22 protein-coding genes are annotated in these 23,735 nt (G+C 53.0%); 11 read left to right on the top strand and 11 right to left on the bottom strand.

Features of this window, described 5'->3' with window-relative positions; all coding sequences use genetic code 11:
- The first annotated feature begins 23 nt into the window (after positions 1-23).
- Positions 24-650, top strand: coding sequence for a TetR/AcrR family transcriptional regulator (locus tag AB9F27_RS16450; RefSeq protein ID WP_039002409.1), 627 nt, complete (start codon positions 24-26; stop codon positions 648-650).
- A 42-nt stretch (positions 651-692) separates the two neighbouring features.
- Here the strand turns inward: AB9F27_RS16450 and AB9F27_RS16445 are convergent, their stop codons facing one another.
- Both AB9F27_RS16445 and AB9F27_RS16440 read right to left on the bottom strand, forming a co-directional pair.
- Positions 693-1,271, bottom strand: coding sequence for an ATP-dependent Clp protease proteolytic subunit (locus tag AB9F27_RS16445; RefSeq protein WP_369757945.1), 579 nt, complete (start codon positions 1,269-1,271; stop codon positions 693-695).
- Between the two features lie 47 nt (positions 1,272-1,318).
- The gene (locus AB9F27_RS16440; protein WP_039002407.1) at positions 1,319-2,431 is read right to left on the bottom strand and encodes an S-(hydroxymethyl)glutathione dehydrogenase/class III alcohol dehydrogenase; all 1,113 of its coding nucleotides are present in this window, start codon (positions 2,429-2,431) and stop codon (positions 1,319-1,321) included.
- Positions 2,432-2,578: 147 nt separating this feature from the next.
- On the opposite strand from AB9F27_RS16440, the gene AB9F27_RS16435 reads away from it, so the two are divergent.
- Both AB9F27_RS16435 and AB9F27_RS16430 read left to right on the top strand, forming a co-directional pair.
- Positions 2,579-4,258: a DNA polymerase Y family protein gene (locus tag AB9F27_RS16435; protein WP_335585375.1), complete on the top strand. Its 1,680-nt coding sequence runs from the start codon at positions 2,579-2,581 to the stop codon at positions 4,256-4,258.
- A gap of 39 nt (positions 4,259-4,297) precedes the next feature.
- Entirely contained in the window at positions 4,298-4,636 is a 339-nt protein-coding gene (locus AB9F27_RS16430) for a DUF2794 domain-containing protein (RefSeq protein ID WP_335585374.1), read from the top strand.
- A gap of 6 nt (positions 4,637-4,642) precedes the next feature.
- Here AB9F27_RS16430 and AB9F27_RS16425 read toward each other — a convergent pair whose 3' ends face one another.
- The 3 genes from AB9F27_RS16425 to AB9F27_RS16415 all read right to left on the bottom strand — a co-directional run bounded on the left by AB9F27_RS16425 (position 4,643) and on the right by AB9F27_RS16415 (position 7,321).
- Entirely contained in the window at positions 4,643-5,467 is an 825-nt protein-coding gene (locus tag AB9F27_RS16425) for a C40 family peptidase (RefSeq protein ID WP_335585373.1), read from the bottom strand.
- Positions 5,464-6,849 (bottom strand): leucyl aminopeptidase family protein, encoded by a 1,386-nt coding sequence (locus AB9F27_RS16420; RefSeq protein WP_335585372.1) that lies wholly within the window; start codon positions 6,847-6,849, stop codon positions 5,464-5,466. The genes AB9F27_RS16425 and AB9F27_RS16420 overlap by 4 nt, the downstream gene beginning before the upstream one ends.
- A gap of 94 nt (positions 6,850-6,943) precedes the next feature.
- Positions 6,944-7,321, bottom strand: a complete 378-nt coding sequence (locus AB9F27_RS16415; protein WP_335585421.1) for a hypothetical protein — start codon at positions 7,319-7,321, stop codon at positions 6,944-6,946.
- Positions 7,322-7,473: 152 nt separating this feature from the next.
- Between AB9F27_RS16415 and AB9F27_RS16410 the strand changes: the two genes are divergently transcribed.
- Positions 7,474-8,124 (top strand): carbonic anhydrase, encoded by a 651-nt coding sequence (locus tag AB9F27_RS16410; protein WP_335585371.1) that lies wholly within the window; start codon positions 7,474-7,476, stop codon positions 8,122-8,124.
- A 20-nt stretch (positions 8,125-8,144) separates the two neighbouring features.
- Here AB9F27_RS16410 and AB9F27_RS16405 read toward each other — a convergent pair whose 3' ends face one another.
- The 5 genes from AB9F27_RS16405 to AB9F27_RS16385 all read right to left on the bottom strand — a co-directional run bounded on the left by AB9F27_RS16405 (position 8,145) and on the right by AB9F27_RS16385 (position 14,544).
- The gene (locus tag AB9F27_RS16405; RefSeq protein WP_335585370.1) at positions 8,145-8,339 is read right to left on the bottom strand and encodes a hypothetical protein; all 195 of its coding nucleotides are present in this window, start codon (positions 8,337-8,339) and stop codon (positions 8,145-8,147) included.
- 423 nt (positions 8,340-8,762) lie between these two features.
- Entirely contained in the window at positions 8,763-9,785 is a 1,023-nt protein-coding gene (locus AB9F27_RS16400; RefSeq protein WP_039002400.1) for an aspartate-semialdehyde dehydrogenase, read from the bottom strand.
- 131 nt (positions 9,786-9,916) lie between these two features.
- A complete protein-coding gene (locus AB9F27_RS16395) occupies positions 9,917-10,765 on the bottom strand; it encodes a universal stress protein (protein ID WP_335585369.1) in 849 nt (282 codons plus the stop codon).
- Positions 10,766-10,774: 9 nt separating this feature from the next.
- On the bottom strand, positions 10,775-12,277 hold the full coding sequence (locus AB9F27_RS16390; protein WP_369756258.1) for a SulP family inorganic anion transporter: 1,503 nt from the start codon (positions 12,275-12,277) through the stop codon (positions 10,775-10,777).
- A gap of 224 nt (positions 12,278-12,501) precedes the next feature.
- Entirely contained in the window at positions 12,502-14,544 is a 2,043-nt protein-coding gene (locus AB9F27_RS16385; protein ID WP_335585368.1) for a protein-disulfide reductase DsbD domain-containing protein, read from the bottom strand.
- Positions 14,545-14,804: 260 nt separating this feature from the next.
- Between AB9F27_RS16385 and AB9F27_RS16380 the strand changes: the two genes are divergently transcribed.
- The 5 genes from AB9F27_RS16380 to AB9F27_RS16360 all read left to right on the top strand — a co-directional run bounded on the left by AB9F27_RS16380 (position 14,805) and on the right by AB9F27_RS16360 (position 20,853).
- A complete protein-coding gene (locus AB9F27_RS16380; RefSeq protein ID WP_335585367.1) occupies positions 14,805-15,536 on the top strand; it encodes a DsbA family protein in 732 nt (243 codons plus the stop codon).
- A 222-nt stretch (positions 15,537-15,758) separates the two neighbouring features.
- Positions 15,759-17,639 carry a nucleoside-diphosphate sugar epimerase/dehydratase gene (locus AB9F27_RS16375; protein WP_335585366.1) on the top strand — a complete coding sequence of 627 codons (1,881 nt, stop codon included), beginning with the start codon at positions 15,759-15,761 and terminating at the stop codon, positions 17,637-17,639.
- A gap of 106 nt (positions 17,640-17,745) precedes the next feature.
- On the top strand, positions 17,746-19,896 hold the full coding sequence (locus tag AB9F27_RS16370) for a YjbH domain-containing protein (protein ID WP_335585365.1): 2,151 nt from the start codon (positions 17,746-17,748) through the stop codon (positions 19,894-19,896).
- Complete coding sequence (locus AB9F27_RS16365) at positions 19,896-20,573, top strand: YjbF family lipoprotein (protein WP_335585364.1); 678 nt, start codon at positions 19,896-19,898, stop codon at positions 20,571-20,573. Before AB9F27_RS16370 ends, AB9F27_RS16365 begins: the two co-directional genes overlap by 1 nt.
- A 79-nt stretch (positions 20,574-20,652) precedes the next feature.
- On the top strand, positions 20,653-20,853 hold the full coding sequence (locus AB9F27_RS16360; protein ID WP_039002396.1) for a hypothetical protein: 201 nt from the start codon (positions 20,653-20,655) through the stop codon (positions 20,851-20,853).
- A 117-nt stretch (positions 20,854-20,970) separates the two neighbouring features.
- Here AB9F27_RS16360 and AB9F27_RS16355 read toward each other — a convergent pair whose 3' ends face one another.
- Positions 20,971-21,600, bottom strand: coding sequence for a sugar transferase (locus AB9F27_RS16355; RefSeq protein ID WP_335585363.1), 630 nt, complete (start codon positions 21,598-21,600; stop codon positions 20,971-20,973).
- A 345-nt stretch (positions 21,601-21,945) separates the two neighbouring features.
- Here AB9F27_RS16355 and AB9F27_RS16350 point away from each other — a divergent pair, with 345 nt between their 5' ends.
- Both AB9F27_RS16350 and AB9F27_RS16345 read left to right on the top strand, forming a co-directional pair.
- A complete protein-coding gene (locus tag AB9F27_RS16350; protein ID WP_335585362.1) occupies positions 21,946-23,052 on the top strand; it encodes a polysaccharide biosynthesis/export family protein in 1,107 nt (368 codons plus the stop codon).
- 41 nt (positions 23,053-23,093) lie between these two features.
- Positions 23,094-23,726, top strand: a complete 633-nt coding sequence (locus AB9F27_RS16345) for a CAP domain-containing protein (RefSeq protein ID WP_335585361.1) — start codon at positions 23,094-23,096, stop codon at positions 23,724-23,726.
- Positions 23,727-23,735 lie beyond the last annotated feature (9 nt).

Raw genomic sequence — 23,735 nt, 5'->3', positions numbered from 1 at the left:
AAGAGATACACAAGGAGCAATCAGTGGCTACGCATTCCGACACCATAAAACGCGGACGTAAGTTCGACCAGGTCCTTGAAGGCGCCCGCACCATTTTTATGCGCGACGGCTTTGAGGGTGCTAGCGTCGATGACATTGCGCGCGAAGCAAGTGTTTCCAAAGCGACACTGTACAGTTACTTTCCCGATAAACGTCTCTTGTTTGGACAAGTTTCAGAGACCGAGTGCAGGCGTCAGGCCGACGAAGCCTTCGAAGTTCTCGACATGGACGCACCGCCAAAAGAAGTTTTGGTAGAGGCCGCTTGGCGTATGGTGAGTTTTATAACGTCCGATTTTGGTATCGCCGTTTTCAAAATTTGCATCGCGGAATCCGGACGGTTTCCAAACCTTGGTCAACAGTTCTACGATTCTGGGCCTAAATTGGTGCGCGAACGCATTGTTGTATACCTGAAGGAAGCGACCAAACGCGGCGAATTGAATATTACGGACTTTAATTTCGCGGCCGAACAGTTTTTAGAACTCACCAAAACCTACATTCACCCCCGCATACTTTGTGGGGTGCAACTGACGTTCTCACATGCTGAACTTGCCAAAATCGTACATGGCTCTGTGGAAATGTTCCTTGCCCGCTATGGTCGGGACTTAGACTAAGGGCCCGAATGAACCGCGCCCTTAGAGTGTTCATGTTTTACATTACTTGAGTTCGGCCATTGTCGAAATGACGTGACCCAGTAAGCCGTATTCCAAGGCTTCTTCAGTGTTCAGCCAGAAATCATGCTGCGTATCTTGCGCGATTTTTTCGGCTGTTTGACCTGTTGCCAGAGCAAACAAATCATCAAAGCGCGCGCGCATGATGCGGATTTGCTCGGCTTGGATTTGCATATCCGTCACCTTGCCGCCGATACCGCCACTGGGTTGGTGCAAGAGGAAACGCGTGTTGGGAAGGCAATAGCGGTCTTCCTTATCGGCACCGACAAAGATCAACGCCCCTGCACTCGCGACCCAGCCAGACCCAATCGTGCGCACTTTTGGCGTAATGAACTTAATCATGTCATGCACCATGTCGCCAGATTCAACGTGACCACCAGGGGAGCTGATGAACATATTGATCGGGTCGTCATTCTCTTCGGCAAGCGCCAAAAGATGCGTAACGGTTTGCTTAGCCAGCTTGTCGTTTACTTCGCCTGTCACCAAGACATTGCGACTTTTGAAAAACAGTTTCTCCGCTGTTGGGCTTACTGCTTCGTCTTTTTTGTTTGTTTCTTCAGTCATAATATCCTCAGGATTCAGTCTCTGCTGCTATCTATGTAGTGGCTTGGTTAATAAAGCACCACCGAACGAATGGATTTTCCAGCGTGCATCAGCTCAAATCCTTCGTTGATCTCGTCCAGCGACATCGTATGGGTGATCATCGGGTCGATTTCGATTTTGCCATCCATGTACCAATCGACGATTTTGGGAACGTCGGTGCGGCCAGATGCACCGCCAAATGCGGTTCCGCGCCACGACCGCCCCGTCACAAGTTGGAATGGACGCGTGGAGATTTCGGCACCTGCAGGCGCGACGCCAATAATGATGCTTTCACCCCAACCTTTGTGCGCCGCCTCAAGGGCCGTGCGCATGACATTCACGTTGCCCGTGGCGTCAAACGTGTAATCTGCACCACCCCCCGTAAGCTCCACAAGATGCGCGACCAAGTCACCCTCAACTTCACTTGGGTTCACGAAATGCGTCATCCCAAAACGTGTCGCCATTTCGTTTTTGCTATCGTTGAGGTCGACCCCCACAATTTGATCGGCCCCCGCAAGGCGCAGCCCTTGGATCACATTGAGCCCGATGCCGCCGAGCCCAAAGACGATCGCTGTGGAGCCAATCTCGACTTTGGCCGTGTTGATCACCGCGCCAATGCCCGTGGTCACACCGCAACCGATGTAGCAAATTTTATCAAACGGCGCGTCTTTGCGCACCTTTGCCAGCGCAATTTCCGGCACAACCGTGTGGTTGGCGAAGGTCGAGCATCCCATATAGTGGTGGATTGGCGTGCCATCCAACATCGAAAACCGTGTCGTTCCGTCGGGCAACAGTCCTGCGCCCTGTGTGCTACGGATCGACTGACAGAGGTTGGTCTTCGGGTTGAGGCAATATTCGCATTCGCGACATTCCGGCGTGTAAAGCGGGATCACGTGATCGCCTACTTGAAGGCTTTTCACCCCTTCGCCCACTTCAATCACGATACCCGCGCCTTCATGGCCCAAAATAGCGGGGAAAAGCCCCTCGGGGTCCGCGCCAGAGCGCGTAAATTCATCCGTATGGCACAGGCCCGTGGCCTTGATTTCAACCAAGACCTCTCCGGCTTTAGGTCCTTCTAGATTGACGTCCATAACGACAAGAGGTTTTCCGGCCTCAAGGGCGACGGCTGCGCGCGTTCTCATAATGCTTCCTCCAAATATGTTGGGCACAGCGTGATCTATTGCCAAAAAAGTTTCAACCTCAGAAGCGCATATTCACGTCAGCCTTGAAGCCTTTTTCTGCACACTCTAGTATAGAACAAAATGCGAACAAAAGTGTGATTCTGCCCCATGCCTGCCAAACGCATCCTCTCTCTCTGGTTCCCGCGCCTCGGAGCCGAGCGCCTCTTGCGCCTTGAGCGTGGCACCCTTGAGGCGCCGCTCGCGGTGGCGCGCGACACGGGCAATATGCAGATCCTGTCGTCTCTTTCGCTGGCCGCATCTGAAGCGGGGCTCACGATGGGGCAACCCCTGCGCGATGCCCGCACCATGTGTCCCGCGCTGATTACACGGCTGCAAAACCCCCAAGCAGAGGCTGATTTCCTCAAAACATTGCGTCGATGGGCGGGGAAATTCTCGCCTTGGGTCGGAGAGCAGGGTGAAACCGCGCTTATTCTTGATATCACGGGCTGCGCACATCTGTTTGGCGGCGAGGAATCCCTTTTGGCGGCCGTCGAAGAAGACTGTCTCCAGCTTAACCTGACGGTCCATGCGGGGATTGCGGATACCGTTGGCGCGGCATGGGCCTTGGCGCGTTATGCGGGGCAGCCTCTGGGCATGGCACGCACCGGCGACGCCGTCGACCAAGAGGCCCGCGCCACCCGATCCCGCGCCACGAAACGGCGCAACTGGGAACGCGGCGGCCCCACGCCACGCGCTATGCCGCGGGCCCCGCGCGGTGCCCGTATCGCCGCCCCCGGAGCAACGCATAGCGCCCTCGCGCCTCTCCCCGTCGCCGCGTTACGCCTACCCGAGAGCATCACAACCCAACTCACACGACTCGGCATTCGCCAGATCGGCGAACTCGCAGGCATGCCCCGCGCCGCCCTCGCCCGCCGCTTTGGCAAAGACGTAATGTTGCGTCTTGATCAAGCCCACGGCGTCGCCCCCGAACCGGTCTCCCCAGCTCGCGCGCCCTTGCACTTTGCCGTGCGCCTCACCCTCCCAGAACCCATCGGGCTTGAGGCGGATATGCTCGCAGGCATTGATCGGTTACTACCTGCCCTTGCGGAACGCCTACAGACAAAAGGACGTGGCGCGCGGCGCGTGCGCTTCCAAGCTTTCCGCACCGACCAAACGTCCCAAATCATCGAAATCGGCCTCGCACGGCCCAGCGCCGACCCTGATCGTATCCGCCCCCTCTTGGCGATGAAGCTCTCTGATATTGATGTTGGGTTTGGCGTTGATATCTTGCGCATCGAGGCCCATCAAACCGAATCCCTCGCGCCCCAACAACACAAAGGCCACTTCGATGCCAGCGGCCAAGCCCGCGCGAATATGGCCCAAGACACCGCTCTCGACGATCTAATCGGGCGTCTTGGGGCGCGTTTGGGGCTTGAAGCCATCACACGCCGCCACCCCGCCTCAAGCCACCTCCCTGAGAAAGCCGCGCTCATATTTGGTGCCGCGTGGTCCACGGCCTATGGCGTGGATATGGGAGCCGACGCCACGTGGCCCATACCCGCCACGCGACGGCCCCTCCACCTATGGCGTCCCGAGCCATTAATGGGAACACAGCCCGATCCAATGCCCCCCGAACGGTTAAAATTTCGTGGCCAGATGTTTGAAATCACCTATGCCTCCGGCCCCGAACGTGTGGCGCCGGAATGGTGGCTAGATGACCCTGATTGGCGCAACGGCGTACGGGACTACTGGCGTGCAACAACACAACACGGCCAGCAATTGTGGATCTATTTCGCACACGGAGCCGCGCTTTCGACTGGCTGGTTTTGTCACGGCCGCTTTGCATGAAGGCTTGATTTTCTGGGCATTTCGGCGCAAAATTTCAGAATGAACGTCGATGCATTCCGCAAACCTTTCCAAGCCCCCGCACAGGTGGCGTTTCACCGCACGGAACTCGGGATCATTCTCGGCCTCTACGGTCGCATGGTTGCCGCTGGTGAGTGGCGCGACTACGGAATCTCACACCTACCAGAAGTCGCCGTCTTCTCAATCTTCCGCCGCAGCGCCGAAAACCCGCTGTACCGGATCGAAAAACGCCCCAAGCTTCGATTAAAACAGGGGCTTTATGCAGTCATCGGTATGGACGGACAAATCCTCAAACGCGGACATGAACTTACACCCGTCCTGCGCGTCCTTGAGAAAAAACTCATCCGAGCGGTAAAATAAAACCCCTCAGGGGCGCTTCATCGAGGCAATCTCGCCAAACTCACGCGCGCCAATACGGCTGCGGGCCACCTCAAACGGTTCTATCGCAACGGCCATATGATGCGCATTTGCGTGGATCATTTCTCTCTCATTCAACATCATCGCGACATGGCCGCGCCAAAAAACCAAATCGCCCCGACGTAAATCTTTAGGTGCCACATCTGCGGTGAAAAAGGCTTCCTGCTGATCGCTGTCGCGTGGACACATAGTGCCGACAGCGCGCAAGCAAGCCTGCACAAGCCCCGAACAATCGATCCCAAACACACTGTCCCCACCCCAAAGATAAGGCACGCCAAGAAACGTCAGAGCCGTTTTAGCTGCATCCAAAGGCCGCTCCGACAAAGGGGATACATGCGGCACAGGAACAAAACCTCCCCCCGAAAGCTCAACATACCCTTCCAACTCGGCAACGACACTCAGCGACGAGCCAAACGATACCGCAGCTTTATCAGCCGATTTCAAACTGGATTCGGTGTAAATATGCGAACTACGCGCCGTAACCCAATGGCTTGGTGCGACGGCCTCGCCCAAGGAAACTTCAGCCACATATCCAACGTTACCGTCCGCAACGACGCGCCCGAAGCACCACCCGTTGAGCGTTTCCAAAACGTCAAACCCCGCACCCATCAGCAACTGGGAGACCCGCGTCCCGCGCGGCGCGGCGCAAACGTCCACAACAGGGACCAACACCCGACGCGCCGCAACCTCGACGAAATGCGCGGCGTCTACCTGCCCCCGCAACCCGACATGAGCAACGCGTTCATTTGCGAAATATGTCCGACGATCCGTCATAGTTTCAAGATTGCTGGCAACGCTTCTAAAATAGCGCGCGTTCCCTGCCCGCAACCACCCTTGGGGCGGGCCGCAGCCGCCGTAGGTTGCCAACCATAAATATCAAAATGGGCATATCGAGGTGCATCCGTCACAAACCGGCGCAGGAACAACGCCGCCGTAATAGATCCTGCGAACCCACCGCTTGGCGCATTATCAAGGTCCGCGATTCCGGGTTCGATCATAGCTTCATACGGGGTGTGAAAGGGCATGCGCCATACGGGATCTGCCACGCGCTTTGCCGAATTTTCCAATGCTGCGACCGTGTCTAAATCGCCACAAAAATAGGGGGCCAAATCCGGACCCACAGCAACCCGCGCAGCCCCAGTCAACGTTGCCATTGAGATCACCAAATCCGTTTCTTCTTCGTCCGCCAGTGCAAGCGCATCGGCCAAAACCAACCGCCCTTCGGCATCCGTATTATTGATCTCAACCGTCAGCCCCTTGCGCGATATCAAAATATCGGAGGGACGAAACGCCGACCCATCAATTGAGTTTTCAACGGCTGGAACAAGAACCCGAAGTTGAAGCGGCAGCTTCAGCGACATAATCATCTGTGCCAGCCCAAGAACGGCCGCCGACCCGCCCATATCCTTCTTCATAAGTCCCATCGACGCACCAGGCTTGATGTTCAACCCGCCGGTATCAAAACACACGCCTTTGCCCACGAGGGTAAGTTTTGGCCCCGCCGTCCCCCAGCGCATTTCAAGCAAACGCGGCTCTTGGGCGGAGGCCCGCCCGACCGTGTGAATCATCGGGAAATTCTGCGCGAGTAAGTCCTCTCCGACGATAGCGGTTGCCACGGCTCCGTGGGCTTTTGCCAGATCGAAAAAGGCCGCCTGAAGCTGTTCAGGCCCCATATCCGAGGTTGGCGTGTTGATCAAATCGCGCGTGAGGGCTTCACCGGTGGCAATCGCCTCAATGCGGGCAACATCAACCGACTCAGGCGCTACAAGTTCAGCGCCACTAGCAGGCTGTTTGCGATACTTGTCAAAATGATATCCCGCCAGTAGCCAGCCAAGTGCTTCGACTTCAACGTCAAAACCTTCAGGGCTTTGGGCAATATGGTATGCGCCTTTTGGCAAATTGGCCGCCACACCGCCGAGATGGAAACGGCCGCGCTCGCGACCCAATGCGTCGCCGTACCCGACCAGAACGGCGGAAATTCCTCCGTCTGCATTCGGAAGCGCGCAAAAGCTTCCCAAACCTCCAGTGAACCCCTGCGCGGCCACCCAGTTTTGCGACGCCGCAGGCAAGCCCGATAGAAACGATTCGCATTCCGGCTTGGAAATAACATGCAACGGAATAGATGCGGCGGAGAGTTGGGCAAATTTCATCGACATAGGGTAGCCTGTGCTAGGGTAAAGACCTCACACAGACTAAAGACATGCTTGGAAGCTGCAAGGACAACAATACAGCCGAAATTGAAATTCCGCGCTACAGGGTCATATTTTGCGCCTCCCAAACCGCCGTAAGCGACTTATCCCCCATACGAACGAGACGCGAAACCGTTGCCGCTATCGCGGTGGGGTCATTGCGCGAAGCAGTGGCGGCCACGTGACGCGCAACTTGCGCCAATCCGTTCAAACCAATCTGATCCGCAATAGCAATCAGCCCCCTAGAACCTTTGCTCACCTTGGAGAACTCGCCTTGCCAATAGGCGGTTTCTATATCGGCCAACCTAACGGCTAGCTCCTCCATCGCCCGACAAACAACATCCTCAGCTCCTCGATTGCCAAGTTGAACAAACAACTCCGTCAAACGACTTGGATTGAGTCGCACATTTTCATCGGGTCGAAGATTAACTGCTTCCACCAAAACCACACCCTCCGGTTTATTATAGCCCCCACGGCAATTTCATTTAAGGTCGCGTAACCTTAGAAAGAGTTTACGCAAAATACAGAAATCTCTCGAATTCCATACAAATGCGCCTTAGAACACTTTGAATACTGGTCAAAGGAAACTCTATGGAACACGCGAAACCGTTACCTTCCTATCTTGTTCAGCGCTACATGGGGTGGAAAGCCACCACCTATGCCGAAAACAGAATTTGGTATCAGCGATTGGCCGACGAAGGCCAGCGCCCTAGGGCCATGGTGATCTCGTGCTGCGACAGTCGCGTCCACGTGACCTCGATCTTTGGCGCCGATCAGGGCGAGTTTTTTATACATCGTAACATTGCCAATCTTGTGCCACCCTACAAACCGGATGGGGATATCCACGGCACATCTGCCGCAGTTGAGTATGCTGTCTCGGCTCTGCACATCACCAATATGGTGGTGCTGGGCCATTCGGGTTGTGGCGGCGTCCGTGGCTGCCATGATATGTGTTCCGGCATTGCCCCCGAGCTTGAGGAAAAGACCAGCTTTATTGGCCGTTGGATGGACATTCTACGTCCCGGCTTTGAGCGTGTTGTCCATATTGAAGATGAGGCCGAGCGCACAAGGGCACTTGAACATCAATCGGTTCTTGTGTCCCTCGAAAACCTGATGACATTCCCATTTGTGCGGGATGCCGTTGAAGAAGGACGAATGAGCCTGCATGGTCTTTGGACGGATATTGGCGAAGGTGGTTTGGAATACTACAATCCAAAAACTGGTCTCTTCGCTTCCGTCTAGACCCGCAATCCCTCGGCGTCTTAGGCGGCCAAACGGGACGCTTCGAGGAGCACGGGTTTGTCGTAAGTTGGCAGGAAGTGTTCTGGCGTACCGGATGTGTCGCGAATAGTGCAGAACATAGCGAGAGATTTTTGACGTGCACGTTCACTTTTCAAACGAGCAAGAGCAACAGTACGACCAAGGCGGGCTTTTTCTTGAAGGCTAACGTTTGTCATTTTGTATCTCCAGATGATGTAGTTTGATTAAGTTCTTGCTAACCAGTGTTACCCAAAACTTGACAAAAAACGAGCAAGCAAAGGGATAAAACGGCTACCAAGAGCAGAGGACGGGCCTCCAATGGTATAGGAACTACTAAAGTTTGTTTTAACCCAGCAAGATACCTATCCAATTGCGCCTCAATTCAAGGTTTCTTCGCCATATTCCGAACAACCCACCGCCACATGGAATTTTTCGAATGCGCTTGGTTGGGAAAAGAATCAAGTAAACAAGAACTTAACAAACTGTTATCGGGATAGTTCACGTCATAAACGCATGCGCCCATTTAAAAGTTCGGCATTCCCAAAATGTAAAACGCCTCCCGAGATTAACTCGGAAGGCGTTATTGTAATCGGTAACATCTTGGGCCTCACGGCCGAGACTTAGCCCTTTTTCAAAATCCGACGGCCATAAAGCTCGGCGATCTGAACTGCATTCAAAGCCGCACCTTTGCGCAGATTGTCAGAAACGCACCACAGGTTGATCCCATTATCAATCGTGCTGTCCTGACGGATGCGCGAGATAAACGTCGCGTAGTCGCCCACACATTCAATCGGGGTCACATAGCCACCATCTTCGCGCTTATCGATCACCATGACGCCTGGGGCCTCGCGCAGGATGTCACGCACCTCGTCTTCGTCGATAAACTCTTCGAATTCGATGTTGATCGCTTCGGAGTGGCCAACGAAAACCGGTACGCGCACACAGGTCGCGGTTACTTTGATCGACTTATCGATGATCTTTTTGGTCTCGGCGACCATTTTCCACTCTTCTTTGGTGGAACCGTCATCGAGGAAAACATCGATATGCGGGATCACGTTAAAGGCGATCTGCTTGGTGAAGACCTTATGCGCAACCTCTTGACCGGGGACATACATGCCCTTGGTTTGGTTCCAAAGCTCATCGAGTCCTTCTTTGCCGGAGCCAGAAACCGATTGGTACGTGCTCACAACAACGCGTTTAATCTTGGCGCGATCATGCAAGGGCTTAAGGGCAACCACCATCTGGGCGGTGGAGCAGTTCGGGTTCGCGATGATCATTTTGTTTTTGTAACCCTCGATCGCATCGGGGTTCACTTCTGGAACGATCAGCGGGATTTGTGGGTCATAGCGGTACAGAGATGAGTTATCGATCACCAAACAACCAGCTTTCGCCGCAATCGGGGCGTACTTCGCTGTGGCTTCGGAACCAACGGCAAAAAGCGCCATATCCCAACCAGTGAAATCGAACGTGTCGAGGTCCTTCGTCTTGAGCGTCTTGTCGCCAAAGCTTACTTCCGAGCCCATAGATTTACGGCTCGCAAGCGCGATAATCTCATCAATTGGAAACTGGCGTTCGGCCAGAATATTTAGCATTTCGCGGCCTACATTACCTGTAGCGCCGACGATGGCGACTTTATAGCCCATATGGGGACTCCTTCGTTACGGTCACAAGGACGCGGCTCAAATAGCGCATCCGGCGCGGTGTGGAAAGGCCCACACCGCTTTATTTTGTGCGATCATATATGCAAATCGTGAATATATACGCAGAAAGGCGCTTAGCGGAACATCAACAATGGCACCAAGCAGGAGCGCACCATTTCCGTCGTGGTCGAGCCAATGAACAGACTGCGAATACGCGAGTGGCTAAAGGCCCCCATCAAAAGCATGTCGATAGACAACGTTTCGATGGCTTCATGGATCGCAACATCGGGGCGTTCGTCATGGATTTGCGCATCGACGTCATATCCGGCTTTGGCCAAAATTGCTTTCCCGCCTGCAAGAGTGGCGCGATTTGCCGTCGTATCTGCGCCCGCAAAGATCAATTTGCATGCCAAACCTGCGAAGACATTGCTTTGAGCTACGTGTTCGACCGCCTTGATCGAGCTTGCGCCACCATCAAACGCAATCATAAACGTTTTTACAGGCCGAAAGGCGCGCGACGTCACGAGCACGGGCTTTTTACTGGTGCGGATCGCGCGTTCAACATTTGAGCCAAGATGCAGCTTCGCAAAATCTGCAGCCTCGCCACGTTTGCCGATCACAACAAGATCGCTGTCCTGTTCCGCCGTGTGCAACTCGTCCATTAGGTCGCCATGACGGAGGCGGGTTTGCACTTCGCTCACACCATCCGCACGTACCCGCGCTTCGGCATCTTCAAGGATTGCACGGCCACGCTGAATATTGAGTTTGGCCTTTTGGGCGTCCAAATCCGCGAGCTCTTCCATGAGTTTGCTGCGCGCGCCCAATCCGATGTTTCCCGACAGGTTTTTAGAGCCCGCTTCGCGGCGCCCCAAAACATGGAGGATCTCAACCGAGGAGCCTTTGCGTGTCGCCACCCAAGCGGCGTGGTCGCAAACGCTTTCCGAATAAACCGAACCGTCCACCAATGCGATAATCTTAGACATAGTCACCTCCTAGTGGCCCATCAGACGCTCAAGCGCGCCCGGTTTGTCGTGTTCGGCCAAACGACCCATCAGGGTCTCGCTGGCTTCGTTCATGCCAAAGATTTCAACTTCGGCCCCCTCGCGGCGGAACTTCAGCACCACCATATCCAATGCGGCGACAGATGATATATCCCAAATATGCGCACGGCTGACATCAATTGTCACACGCTCAAGCACTTCGCCAAAATCGAACGCAGGCGCAAGGTCGGGTGCGGTGGCAAAGAACATCTGTCCTTCGACCAAATACGCCCGCTCGCGACCGCCATCTTTCAACGTTGACGTCACGCGGAACACCGCCGCGATTTTCCAAGCAAAGAAGATACCCGAAAGCAGCACACCCGTCAAAACACCCAGCGCAAGGTTGTGCGAGAACACAGTCACAAACACGGTCGCCAACATAACAATTGAACTGGCGCGGGGATGGTCGCGCAAGCCTTTGATGCTCGACCAACTAAACGTCCCGATCGAAACCATGATCATAATCGCCACAAGCGCTGGCATTGGAATACGCGCCACCCAGTCGCCTAACCCGACGATGAGGATCAACAGAAAGACACCCGCCGCAAAGCAAGACAAACGTCCGCGTCCACCGGATTTAACGTTGATCATCGACTGACCGATCATCGCACAACCCGCCATGCCGCCAATGAAACCCGTCGCCGTATTGGCAATACCTTGGCCGATACACTCTTGGTTTTTGTCCGAAACAGTATCGGTCAAATCGTCAACCAATTGCGCGGTCATCAGGCTTTCCAACAGGCCAACAACTGCAATCGCAGCCGCCACTGGGAAGATGATTTGCAATGTTTCCAGCGTAAGAGGGATTTGCGGGATCAGGAAAACAGGCAGCGTATCTGGCAGCGCTCCCATGTCGCCAACTGTGCGCACATCAATCCCCAACATCATCGTCAACGCCGTCAGAACGACGATTGTCACCAAGGGAGATGGGATAGCTTTAGTCAAATAGGGAAAGAGGTAGATAATCCCAAGGCCCAGCGCGAGCATCACAAAGGTCATCGTGTTCACACCGATTGTCGCGGGATTAAGCTCGGGAAGTTGCGCGATGAAAATCAAGATAGCCAAGGCATTCACAAAACCCGTCATCACCGACTTTGACACAAAGCGCATCACGCTTCCAAGCTTCAAAAGGCCGGCAATGATCTGTAGCAGTCCCGCGAGGACCGTCGTTGCAAGCAAATATTCAAGTCCGTGATCCTTCACCAAGGTCACCATCAAAACCGCCGTCGCAGCCGTGGCCGCCGAGATCATCCCAGGACGGCCGCCTGTGATCGCCACAATCACCGCAATGGAGAAACTCGCGTAAAGACCCACTTTGGGATCCACACCTGCAATGATCGAAAAGGCAATCGCCTCGGGGATTAGCGCAAGCGCTACAACAAGACCCGCCATAAGGTCGGGACGGATATTGCCCAGCCAATCTTGGCGCATTCGAGGTAAAAAATCAGAATTCATGGGTATCTCCGGCCATTTCGGGCACGTCGTGGCCCTGTTCTCGCGTTTGCGCTGGCAATATTCGCTTGGTGCGTCATTTGCTAGGGGGAATGCGAAAAAGCCCGAAACCGTGTCGCATATTTGTAGCTTTCAATCGCAAAGGCAGTCAAATGTGCCCCTAGCGTCACGTTTGGCGCTTGCTTGAGTGGTTTTGGGCCAATGATCAAAACCAGTCGTGCGCGAAATTAGCCCTCAGCTTGCTTGAACGCGTCCAAAACAATATCCGATGTCAGTAGTTCGGGTAGGGCATTACCGTCCGGCGCTGCGGGCCCGTACACAATATTAAACGGCACACCAAACCGCCCGTTGGACCGTAAGAAGCGCGCGATATCTTCGTCTTGGCGCGTCCAATCTGCAATCATGGGAACAACGTTCTCTTGTTGCAAAACTTCCGCAACCTTTCCCTGTGTTAGGACCAGTTTTTTGTTCGCCTTACATGTAAGACACCAATCGGCTGTGGCGTCGACGAAAACCGTCTTACCCGATGCGACAAGTCTGGGGATTTCTCCGCGGTCAAATTTTTGCCATTCGATTTGGGAACTGGAAGCGTAGATCATTTCTTCAGGTGCAGAAAGCGCGAGTGGCACCCCAAGAGCCGCTAAAAAAATTGCGATACTCACGGGTGCTTTCACACGCTGACCAAATGTCAGAACAAGAACCAAACCGACCAACAGCAAAAGGACAAGCCCAGCCGACTTCACCCCAGAAACTGTGGCCAGAACGCTCGCCAGCCAAAGCGCTGTTGCGACCAGCAAAAGACCAAGAACAAACTTTACCGTGATCATCCAGCGCCCTGGTTTGGGCAGAGCCCGAATAAGAGAGGGCCGCAGTGCCACGAGGAGATAGGGTGCGGAAAGCCCGATGCCTAGTGCCGTAAAGATACCCAAAACATCAAGCGTGCTCCCAGCAAGGGCGAAGGCCACAGCCGTACCTAGAAAGGGAGCGGAACACGGGGTCGCCAAGACCGCAGCCAACGCACCCGTTGAAAAATCCGCGATATATCCCGAGCCTGTTCCCGTAGCGTTAATCCTTGTCATCCAAGATTGCGGCAGGGAGATTTCAAATAGCCCCAACATATTGGCTGCAAAAACACTGAGAACCGCAAGCATGGTGACGAGAAAAATTGGGCTCTGAAATTGCAGCCCCCAACCTACCGTTTGCCCCATGCCGCGCATCAAGAGAAGCACTGCGGCAAGCGCCCACATGAATGTTAGAACCCCGAAGGACGACGCCAAAAAACCGCGCCTAACACGGGTAAGACTTTGGTCGCGCACCTTGATGGCAGACGCAAATTTGATCGACAAAACCGGGAGGACGCAAGGCATCACATTGAGGATCAACCCGCCTAGAAGCGCGAGAAAGTAGACCCAAATGCGGGAGGTTTGTCTCCCTGAGCCGCTAGTCTCGTAGGGTGGTGCGGGAATCTCATCGCCGAGTTGCGCGTCAAATGTAATCGCCCGTTTTCCATCCACAACTGTGAGCGCCAGTACGTCTGCGTCGTCATCCAACGCGAGAACTGGAATCTCGGCCCACAGCTGTTTACCGCCCTCAGACAGCCGCACATCGGGAGCCCCAAAGGCCGAGCCTGACCCGAACTCTGGAAAAATATCCGGCATCTGAAAGGGCACTTCATCACGGATTTCCAGCGTCAAAGTCTGGTCAGACATATGTGAGCTTGCGATAAGATTTTTAGAAGGCTCGGACGGAACAAGCGCCATCGCTGCGGCGATATACCCAGCAGAGATCGCATCAATTCCCTCTCCCTGACCGATAGGTATCTCCAGCGTAAAGTTATCAGGAATACACACGTCCGCGCAGACAAGAAGCGAGAAATTCCCTCGAAGGACGGCGGCTTCTCCGGGGTTTTCCAAAGTCACTTGCAGTGGAAACAACACCTCATGTGCATACCCGAAATTTTCAATTCCAAACGCGCGAAACCGAGTTGGCGCGGGATATTGAAAATCCACCGACACAATATTTTCCGACGCGCTCCAATCAACTTCTGGCGGCAGGCCAACTTCGCCCGGGCTACGCCAATAGGTTTTCCACCCATCTTCGAGTTCTAGATGCAGGCCAGCCGAAAAGGTATGCGCTCCGGCGGCGATTCCCTCTTGCGCGGACCGTAACTTCGCATTGAGAGAATTCGATTGATAGGGGGCACTCTCAAGCGCAAGAACACTCGTTGCGAACACGGTCATTAGAGCCGCCAAAAGAATTTTCATGCGCATTTTAGCCTCGTTATTAACCCGGTCATGTGTGGGACCCACGTGGAACACATGCAAATCAGATCGTCGTGAACGTCTCTGGTCTGACGGATATATGGCACAGAGACCAAACGATGGGAAACGCGACATCTTCGCGGGAGACTTCGCGGGAGACGTTGGGTTGCCTCACGGTGAGTTTACGACCAGAATCGCCACAAATGCTTGCGCACATTTATCAAACCGCCTTTAAGGGGCTGCAACACCATCTTTCAAAGGGTCCCAATATGCTGAGCCGTATCACCGCCACTGTCCTCATTACTTTTCTGGGATTCGCTCCAGCAGCTCAAGCCCAAGATTTTACCGAAGAGCAAATTAAAGAGCTTGTTCTTCAAACAATCCTGGAAAACCCTGACGTCATTCGTTCGGCTCTCATTCTACTGCAACAGCAAGAACAAGCAACCGAGGCCGCCGCCGCAGTTGAGACCCTCGCAGCGCAACGTCAAATGCTGGAACAAGACCCGAATGCGCCCGTTTTGGGCAACCCTGATGGGGATGTGACTGTGGTTGAGTTTTTTGACTACAATTGCCCCTACTGCAAAAAAGCGGCCGATGTCGTTGAGGAATTGATCGCCAACGACCCAAATGTACGCGTCGTTTACCGCGAGTGGCCCATCCTAAGTGAAGGATCAGTATATGCCGCCCGCGCCGCATTGGCATCCCGCGAGCAGGGAAAATATGAGGAATTCCATTGGGAGATGATGGGGCAACGCGGCAGGCTCGACGAGAAGTCCGTGCTCAAGATTGCCAAAAGCATTGGTCTAGATTTAGATCGCTTGAAGGAAGATATGAATGCGCCCGAGGTCGACGAACATATTGCAACGACTCATGCGCTTGCGAAAACTCTTGGCTTTGGGGGAACGCCCTCTTTTGTGATTGGTGACGCTTTGGCACCGGGTATGATTGAAATGCCGACAATGATCGAAATGGTCGAAGCCAGCAGAAACAAAACTAACTGAGCCATTTTCGGGCTAAATCTGTGCTAAATTTAGCCCGATGTCGGCGTCTTTTTGCTTGCCGCATCAAAAAGCTAGCGAATTTCCTCTTTTCTCACTAGCATCCCGTACCTATTGCCGCTGAAATTTTGGCGGCCCACGGTGGGGACCGAGCGAACGTATTGAAGTATGCCATTTCAGGCCTTCAATTTTAACGCTTGGAAAAAGTTTTAAGAGGCCATTTTAGTGTCATTGCTTGGTAGAATTGAAAAACTCACACGCGCGCAGAAACGTTTTGTGTTTTTGTTTGTGGACACGTCACTCCTTCCAGTCGCGCTTGGATTTACACTTCTCGTTCAATCAACATCCACTGAACCCTTTGGCTCAAACACAAGTATCATTGCCCAGACGTTAATCCTCGTTTGCTTAGCGGCGCTTTTTACGACCTATCTTAAAATACCAAACTTTCGGCTTCGCGATTATGAAATTCGCGCTGCGGGCAAGACCGCCCAACTATCCATACTTTTGTCGCTTGCCTTTATGGCAACTGGCAAGCTTTTCGGCCTGCAGTATCCCTTGGGAACTATCATGGTTTTTGGGAATAGCTACTTTTTGTTTGCGGTCACAAGCCGCGTAATGATGTTGAAAATCCTCGAGATGATTTATCTCGCGGGGCATCCTCGGGAACGCCTCATTATCTATGGCGCGGGCCAGACAGGTATGAATTTTGCCAAAGCGATCCAAAGTAAAGAGCACTATGAGATTCTAAGCTACGCCGACGACAACCCCGCCATTCAGAGCGTTGCCATTGATGGCATCCCGATTGCGCGCCCTTCCCAAATCCCGCATATCGCCAAGATAAAGCAGGCGCACAAAGTCATCCTTGCCATGCCGTCCCTGTCGTTTGCACGGCAAGTTGCCATTGTTCGACGGTTTGAAAAATTTGGTCTCGAAGTCCTAACACCCTCTGACTTTGCCGAATTGATTGGCGATGAGGAAATGGGGCAAGTCTTCTCTCTGAGTGACCATCAACAGCTACTTGGTCGGGCCAAAGTCGACCACAAAGTGACCGAATTTGGGGACAATTATCGTGGCAAAAATATCCTTGTCACGGGCGCAGGCGGGACAATTGGCTCTGAACTCTGCCGGCAGCTTTTGTCCTGTGGACCAAAGCAAATCATCCTTTTGGATAGCAGTGAATTTGCCTTATACAACGCGGATATGGACATTTCGAGTTTCGCCAATGAACTTGGAATCGAGGTCAAACCCGTTCTAGGGTCCGTGAGCGATCCAAGATTGGTTGCATCTGTTTTCGCTGAAAATAAGATTGATGTCGTTTTTCATGCCGCGGCGTACAAACACGTGCCTATGGTTGAGATCAACAGCCTCGCAGGGCTTGAAAACAATGTTCTTGGAACTGCGACTCTCGCGAAAGCATCCCATGACGCCAACGCGGAACGGTTTATTCTTGTGTCCTCAGACAAGGCTGTGCGCCCAACCAATGTTATGGGCGCATCCAAGCGGATGGCCGAATTGGTCGTTCAGGATCAAGCCTCGCGCTCAAATACGGTCTTTTCGATGGTTCGGTTCGGGAATGTACTAGGGTCGTCAGGCTCGGTTGTTCCGCTCTTTCGCAATCAAATTGCGCACGGTGGTCCTGTGACGGTGACCCACAGTGAAGTCACGCGCTATTTCATGACAGTTCAAGAGGCCAGTCGTCTTGTTCTTATGGCGGGAACCTTTGCGCAGGGTGGCGAAGTCTATGTTTTGGATATGGGCGAACCCGTCGAAATTCTGAACCTTGCGCGGCGCATGATTGAAGCCAGCGGTTGTACAGTCAAAACGGCAGAAAACCCAGACGGGGACATTGAAATTCTGACGACAGGCCTGCGCCAAGGCGAAAAAATGCACGAGGAGCTTTTGCTTGGCGAGGGCAATATTACGACTCCCCATGCCAAGATTTTCTGTGCGCGCGAAGAATCATTATCCGAACTTGAAGTGGCCGCCGCCCTCAAGGCCCTGCGCCACGCGATCGCGACCACCGATCGGAATGCAGCCTTGGACATTCTTTATGGATGCGTCGAAGGTTATGCCGAAGCCGCCTCCCCACCCGCAGTCGAAATGTGATGTAAACAAGACGATTGTTGCTTATAGCGAAGGCCGTTGGGTATTGTTACTTGCCCCACGATTCACGGTATGTTTTACCATGAACAACACTAGACGGGTAGGATTTATGCTGGGCCACAAAAGAAACAAAGTAAGCTATCGGGGACTCGCCCTGCGCAGCACCGCGCCGAGTCTTTGCATTGCTTCTCTTGTTTTGGCGGTTCCGACTGCGGCCTCTGACGCATCCTATAACTTGGCCGGCATTGCAGGCCTCATCGACATGCCGTCAGGCGAAGCAATGCCGGACGCCGAACTTGCGGTGACAATGTCGACCTTTGCGGGGGGCACGCGCGCGTCTAGCACTTTCCAAATAACCAAGCGCCTATCTGGAACATTTCGGTATTCTCGGATCGATAATTGGAACACCATTGAGTATCCAACATATTACGACCGCAGTTTTGATTTACGCTATCAATTTTTGACGGAAACCGAGTATTTGCCCGCAGTGACCGTTGGCATCATGGATGTCGCTGGCACAGGAATTTACTCCGCAGAATACATTGCCGCCACGAAAAACTTCTCGCCAAAAATACGGGCGACAATTGGATTGGGGTGGGGCCGGCTTGGTTCTTACAACTCAATTGGCTCCCCGTTTGGCACCCGTCCGCCAATTGATGTTGGCCAGGGCGGTACCTTTAGTACCAATCAATATTTCCGCGGCCCAATGTCGGTTTTCGGTGGCGTCGAGTATCGGCCAACAGAAAAACTCTCGCTCAAGGTAGAGTATTCATCGGACGACTACACCCTTGAAGCTGGCGAAAAAGACCTGTTTGACCGTAAGTCACCCCTTAATTTCGGCGCCGAATATCGCTTCAACGATATCATATCGGCTGGCGTATATTATATGTATGGATCCGAACTCGCCGCAAGCCTCTCGATGAAATTCAGCCCCAAGCGCCCTGCGGTTTTGGGGAGCTATGGCCCCGCCCCCTTGGCCGTGCAACCTCGTCCTGTTTATGCTGACGACCCGGAGCAATATTCGACTATCTGGATGACGGAACCCGGATCTCAGGAAATTCTGGCACAAAACCTCCAAAAACACATGGAGTTCGACGACGTCAAAATGGAAGCTGTTGCAATGCGCGGCACCTCGGTTGAAGTGCGCATTCGCAACGAGACATTCATCAACAGCGCCCAAGCAATTGGCCGCACAGCCCGCGCGCTGACTCGGACCATGCCGCCCTCCGTTGAAACTTTTGAGATCGTTAATATGGTCAATGGGCTGGCAACATCGGTTGTTAAGTTGAAGCGCAGTGACGTTGAAAAATACTCAACGGCCCCCAATGGCGAAGCGCTCATCATGGCGAGCGCAGTCATTGAAGACATTGTCCCCACAAAACCCGCCAACCTGATTTATGCCCCTGGCGTTTATCCGGATTTCCAGTGGGCTATTGACCCCTACATGGATTTCAGCCTGTTCGATCCAGACGACCCCATTCGCTGGGGCGCAGGTATTGAAGCCACGACACTTCAGTTCCTTGCTCCCGGTTTGGAATTATCAGGATCGATCCAAGCCCAGCTGATTGGTACTCTTGGAAAGGATGAATCTCCTTCAACATCCGCCATCCAACCCGTGCGCAGCGATGCCAACCTTTACGAGAGCTTCAGCCCTGTTTCCCTGCAGTATCTTACTTTGGGGTATTTCTTTCAGCCAACGGAAGAGATCTATGGACGCGTGAGCGCGGGTTACCTCGAACGTATGTTCGGTGGCATTTCATCCGAGCTGCTCTGGATGCCTGTCAATCAGCCCTTCGCCTTTGGTATTGAGGCGAACTATGTCGTTCAACGCGAAACAGACTCCTATCTCGGCTTCCAAGACTACGGCGTCGCAACCGGTCATGCCTCGGTGTATTACAAACACGAAGCAAGTGGATTTGATTTCCAACTCAGCGCCGGAAAGTATCTGGCGGGGGATGTGGGCGGAACCTTTACCGTGCGCCGTGAGTTTACAAATGGCTGGCGCGTTGGGGCATTTGCAACACTAACCGACCTGAGCGCAGAAGATTATGGCGAAGGCTCCTTTGATAAAGGAGTCATCCTTGAAATTCCCCAAAGCTGGCTCACAGGCAAACCTTCGCGTCGCGTTCAGGAAGTTGCACTGCAAGTCTTGTCACGGGATGGCGGCGCCCAACTCATCGTCAACGACCGTCTTTATGACCGTATTCGTGTCAATCATGCGGCCGCGATTAGAGATGGCCAAGGGAGAGTCTGGCGGTGATGACTATTACTCGTAAGTTAACGCTTGCCGCCTGCCTATTGGCTGTGGCTGCTTGTAGCTCAGAAGAGCGTGACGAAACCATAGGTACGGCAGTTTATAGCGACTTAAAGGGCAGATATATGTCTTCGGCCAAACCGAGCAAAGGTGCGGCAACGGCGGCATCCTCTTCTCCGGCCAAAGGCGACCTTTCGTGGATCGAAACGAACACCAAACCACTAATAATTGTTCTTGTCGAAAAAATAGAAGGCATGGCTTTCCTCTCGTTTCAGGTACAAAACGGGTCCTATAAAACGTGGCGTACCAAAAATGGAGCCTCCTATACGTTCAAGGGGCCCTTTGTCACCGGTACGAAAGCCCTTGGTGCCGATCTGGTGTCCGCGAGCGTTCCCGCATCAATTCAAAGTTCAGGCTCTCATAGCCGCACGCACTATTATCTCGATGGCGATGATCAAGTGGCGCCGCTTCAGGCTGTATGTACATGGAAGTTCGTTGGGGCCGAAACGACGCAAATTTTAAACAAATCCTATGCCACAAAACACTATAAAGAATCGTGTGTTGCTGGCGAAATCAAATTCAAAAACGACTATTGGCTCGATTCTAGTGGTATCGCTCGTCAATCCCGCCAATTCGTATCCGAAACTGTTGGTTATGTGTCACTATTAGTAATTTTAGAGTAACCAACAGAATATAACTTTACCGTAAACCCAAGCCACGATATGCTTTTCTCGCGTACGTGCATATATTAATGGAGCTAACATGAAAAAAATCACAGCACTCACCGCTGTTTTGGCGCTTTCCGCCACTACAGCATTCGCCGGCAGCCCTGAAGTAGTTGTTTCCGAGCCAATGCCAGACGTCTTCATTGCTGAAGAAGAAGGCAATAACTGGCTACCACTCGCATTGCTCGGCCTCGTAGCCGTTGCTGCGGTTGTAGCAAGCAACAACGACGACACCTAAGTCGTTCTGTGAACTGGAATTTCGGGGTGTCATAGTTTTGATACCTCGGTTTACCAAAAGCGGGCTTCAGCAATGAGGCCCGCTTTTTTATTTTCTACGCAACCATTTGTTTTCAAACTATTTTCGAGCTCTTGACTTGCGTACGGAAAAGACTTTTCCAACCGTCTGGGCCAGAATTTCCAGATCGAAACACACTGATTGGTGCTCTTGATAGGTTAAATCTAGACGCGCTTTCTGGGGAATACAGCGACGCCGATATACAATGTCGGTTTGTTCGGCCGTCACGCATTTCGCCAACAGTTCAGTTTCATGCTGGTGGTAAGTAAGCGTGGCCAAGCCCGTAATTCCAGGCCGCGAGGTGAGAACCCGCTGATAAAGTTCGGGGAAATCTTCGACATACAGCCGCAACGGTGGGCGCGGCCCAACAAGACTCATATCTCCTTTCAGCACATTCCAAAGCTGTGGAATTTCGTCAAGCCTTAGACGGCGCAAACGTTTGCCGTACCGCGTATATCTCGCCTGTTTGTCCCCACCGGTCACACCAGAATTTACCGCTGACATTTCCATGCTGCGCAATTTCCAAAGTAAAAAACCCTCGTTTGGGGACTTCATGCGCTCCGAAAGGTAGAAAATTGGCCGCCCCTGGACAGCCATAAGAAACAAGAACAACACCGCAAAGGGTATGGCAAAAAAGAGAATTCCCACACACGCGAGAAAAATGTCCAAACTACGTTTCTGCCAAGTCACACACAATCTCCTGCGCCGCTAATATGAAGAGAGTCTTCCGGACCGCGCGCATATGTTTTCCGATTTTGTTTTGCAGTATTTATGCGTCAACCTCAACCGTTCGGATGCATTTCCCAAAAGCGGAAGTGACCTGTTCCAAAATTGCTAGCAAATTCTTAGGCTTTGGCCTCTAGAGTGTTTTTCATGTACTCCACCACACTTCGAGGATCGCTTAATGCCGACAATTATAGCCATATATTAAATGTATGATTGACCTTGTCCCTGCACACAGTATCTTGTGTGAAACTAAAATTTTCTTCGGGTTTGGCACAAGATAGTGCGAGAATCTGGCCTTAGGGGACCAAAATGACAAGGCTGACGAACCTAATCTTCGCACTCGTAGCAGGACTTGGCATTGCCGCCTGCTCACTCCCAAGGGGGGCCGCGGTTTCGAGCGAGGTGATTAGTGGCGCTGGAGATGCAAATTCCCCATTCGCCCTGCATGTCATATCACCAGATTTCCTAACGCAATTCGCTAAGTGGCCGGGAAATCAGTCCTCAAAATCATATCCTTGGATCTCACACCAGGCGGGACCCGCGAGCCCCATAATTGCGGCAGGTGATATTGTGAGCCTCCGGATTTGGGACAGTGGAGAGAACTCCCTTTTGAGCACCGATGGGCAAAAAGCGACTGAGCTCGCAGGTCTCGTTGTTTCGCCAAGCGGCACCATTTATGTCCCGTATGTTGGGGACGTATTGCTTACGGGCCTCACCCCAGAGGGCGCTCGAAAGGAATTGCAAGTCAAGATCGAGACGCTTATTCCCGCCGTTCAGGTTCAACTCGTCCATGTGTCAGGCCGCAAGAATTCCGTTGACCTCGTGGGCGGCGTTATGAAGGCCGGAAGCTTCCAGTTGCCAGATCGCAACTTCACCGTCCTCAGCCTGTTGTCCGCAGGCGGCGGGGTTGACCGTGGTGTCCGAAATCCACAAATTCGCCTCGTCCGCAATAACACGACCTACGGAACTTCCCTTGATAACCTCTATGAGGATCCAAGCCGTGACACAACTTTACGTGGCGGGGATAAGGTTATTGTCGACGAAGAAAAGCGCTATTTTGTAGGAATGGGGGCATCAAAAAACGAGGCAACTATCTATTTCAGCAAAGACAACATCACTGCGCTCGACGCGATCGCGATGATGGGTGGATTGAACGATTTGCGAGCTGATCCAGAGGGAATTCTCGTGCTTAGAAACTATCCCACATCCGCGATCCGTTTGGATGGAACGGGCCCTGCACGCGATCAAATCGTGTTTTCCATCGACCTGACTTCTGCAGAAGGGTTGTTTGGCGCTAAGAAATTCGAAATTGTTCCCGGTGATGTTGTGCTTGCAACCGAATCAGTTGTCACAGCGGCAAGCTCGATTGTGGGCTTGTTTGGCGCCGTAGTCGGCGTTGCTGCTCTTACGAAATAGATTAGGCGGTTTGGCCTTAAAACCAGTTTAGGAGCTTAATTATGAGAAGTATTGCCCGTAGCTTTTGCCTCGTCGTCAGCGTAATTTTTCTATCAAGCGTTGCAGGAGCCGCCTGCGAACGGACACTCATTGCGGGATCGAATAAAGCGATACCCGCGACTGGAAAAATCAACGAATCCTTGTTAAACAACGCGGTCCTTATCGAAGTCAACTACGCACGCTGTCGTTCGGGACTTCCCGCGCTATCAAGCGACTCTAAGCTCACAAAGCCTGCGACGAAGCACTCGAAGTGGATGGCAAAAAACAGCACCCTGTCACACAAGTCCAATGTTAGGGGGCAAAACTCTACGCAAAATCGCATCATGAATTCGGGGATCAAGGTCAAGACTGGTGCCGAAAACATTATTAGAATGTACCGATATCAGCTGACGGGTGGCCCGTTTTTTGTAAAGAATATGGCGACCTGCGACTTTGCTGACGGCAAAGGGAACACGCTGCCTCCCCATAGTTATGCAAGTCTCGCGCGTGAGGCCTCCCGCCAGTGGATCGAATCGCCCAAACACCGTGAAAACTTCATGAGCAACCGAATGCGTATGACCGCAACGGGCGCAGCCGTCGATCCAAAGGGGTCCCACTGTGGCTCAATCTACTTAACCCAACTCTTTATTGGTTAAGCATCCCCT

This window comes from Falsihalocynthiibacter sp. CO-5D18 (assembly GCF_041205445.1).
GTDB classification, from domain to species: domain Bacteria; phylum Pseudomonadota; class Alphaproteobacteria; order Rhodobacterales; family Rhodobacteraceae; genus Falsihalocynthiibacter; species Falsihalocynthiibacter arcticus.
This window is presented reverse-complemented; position numbering and strand designations above follow the sequence as displayed.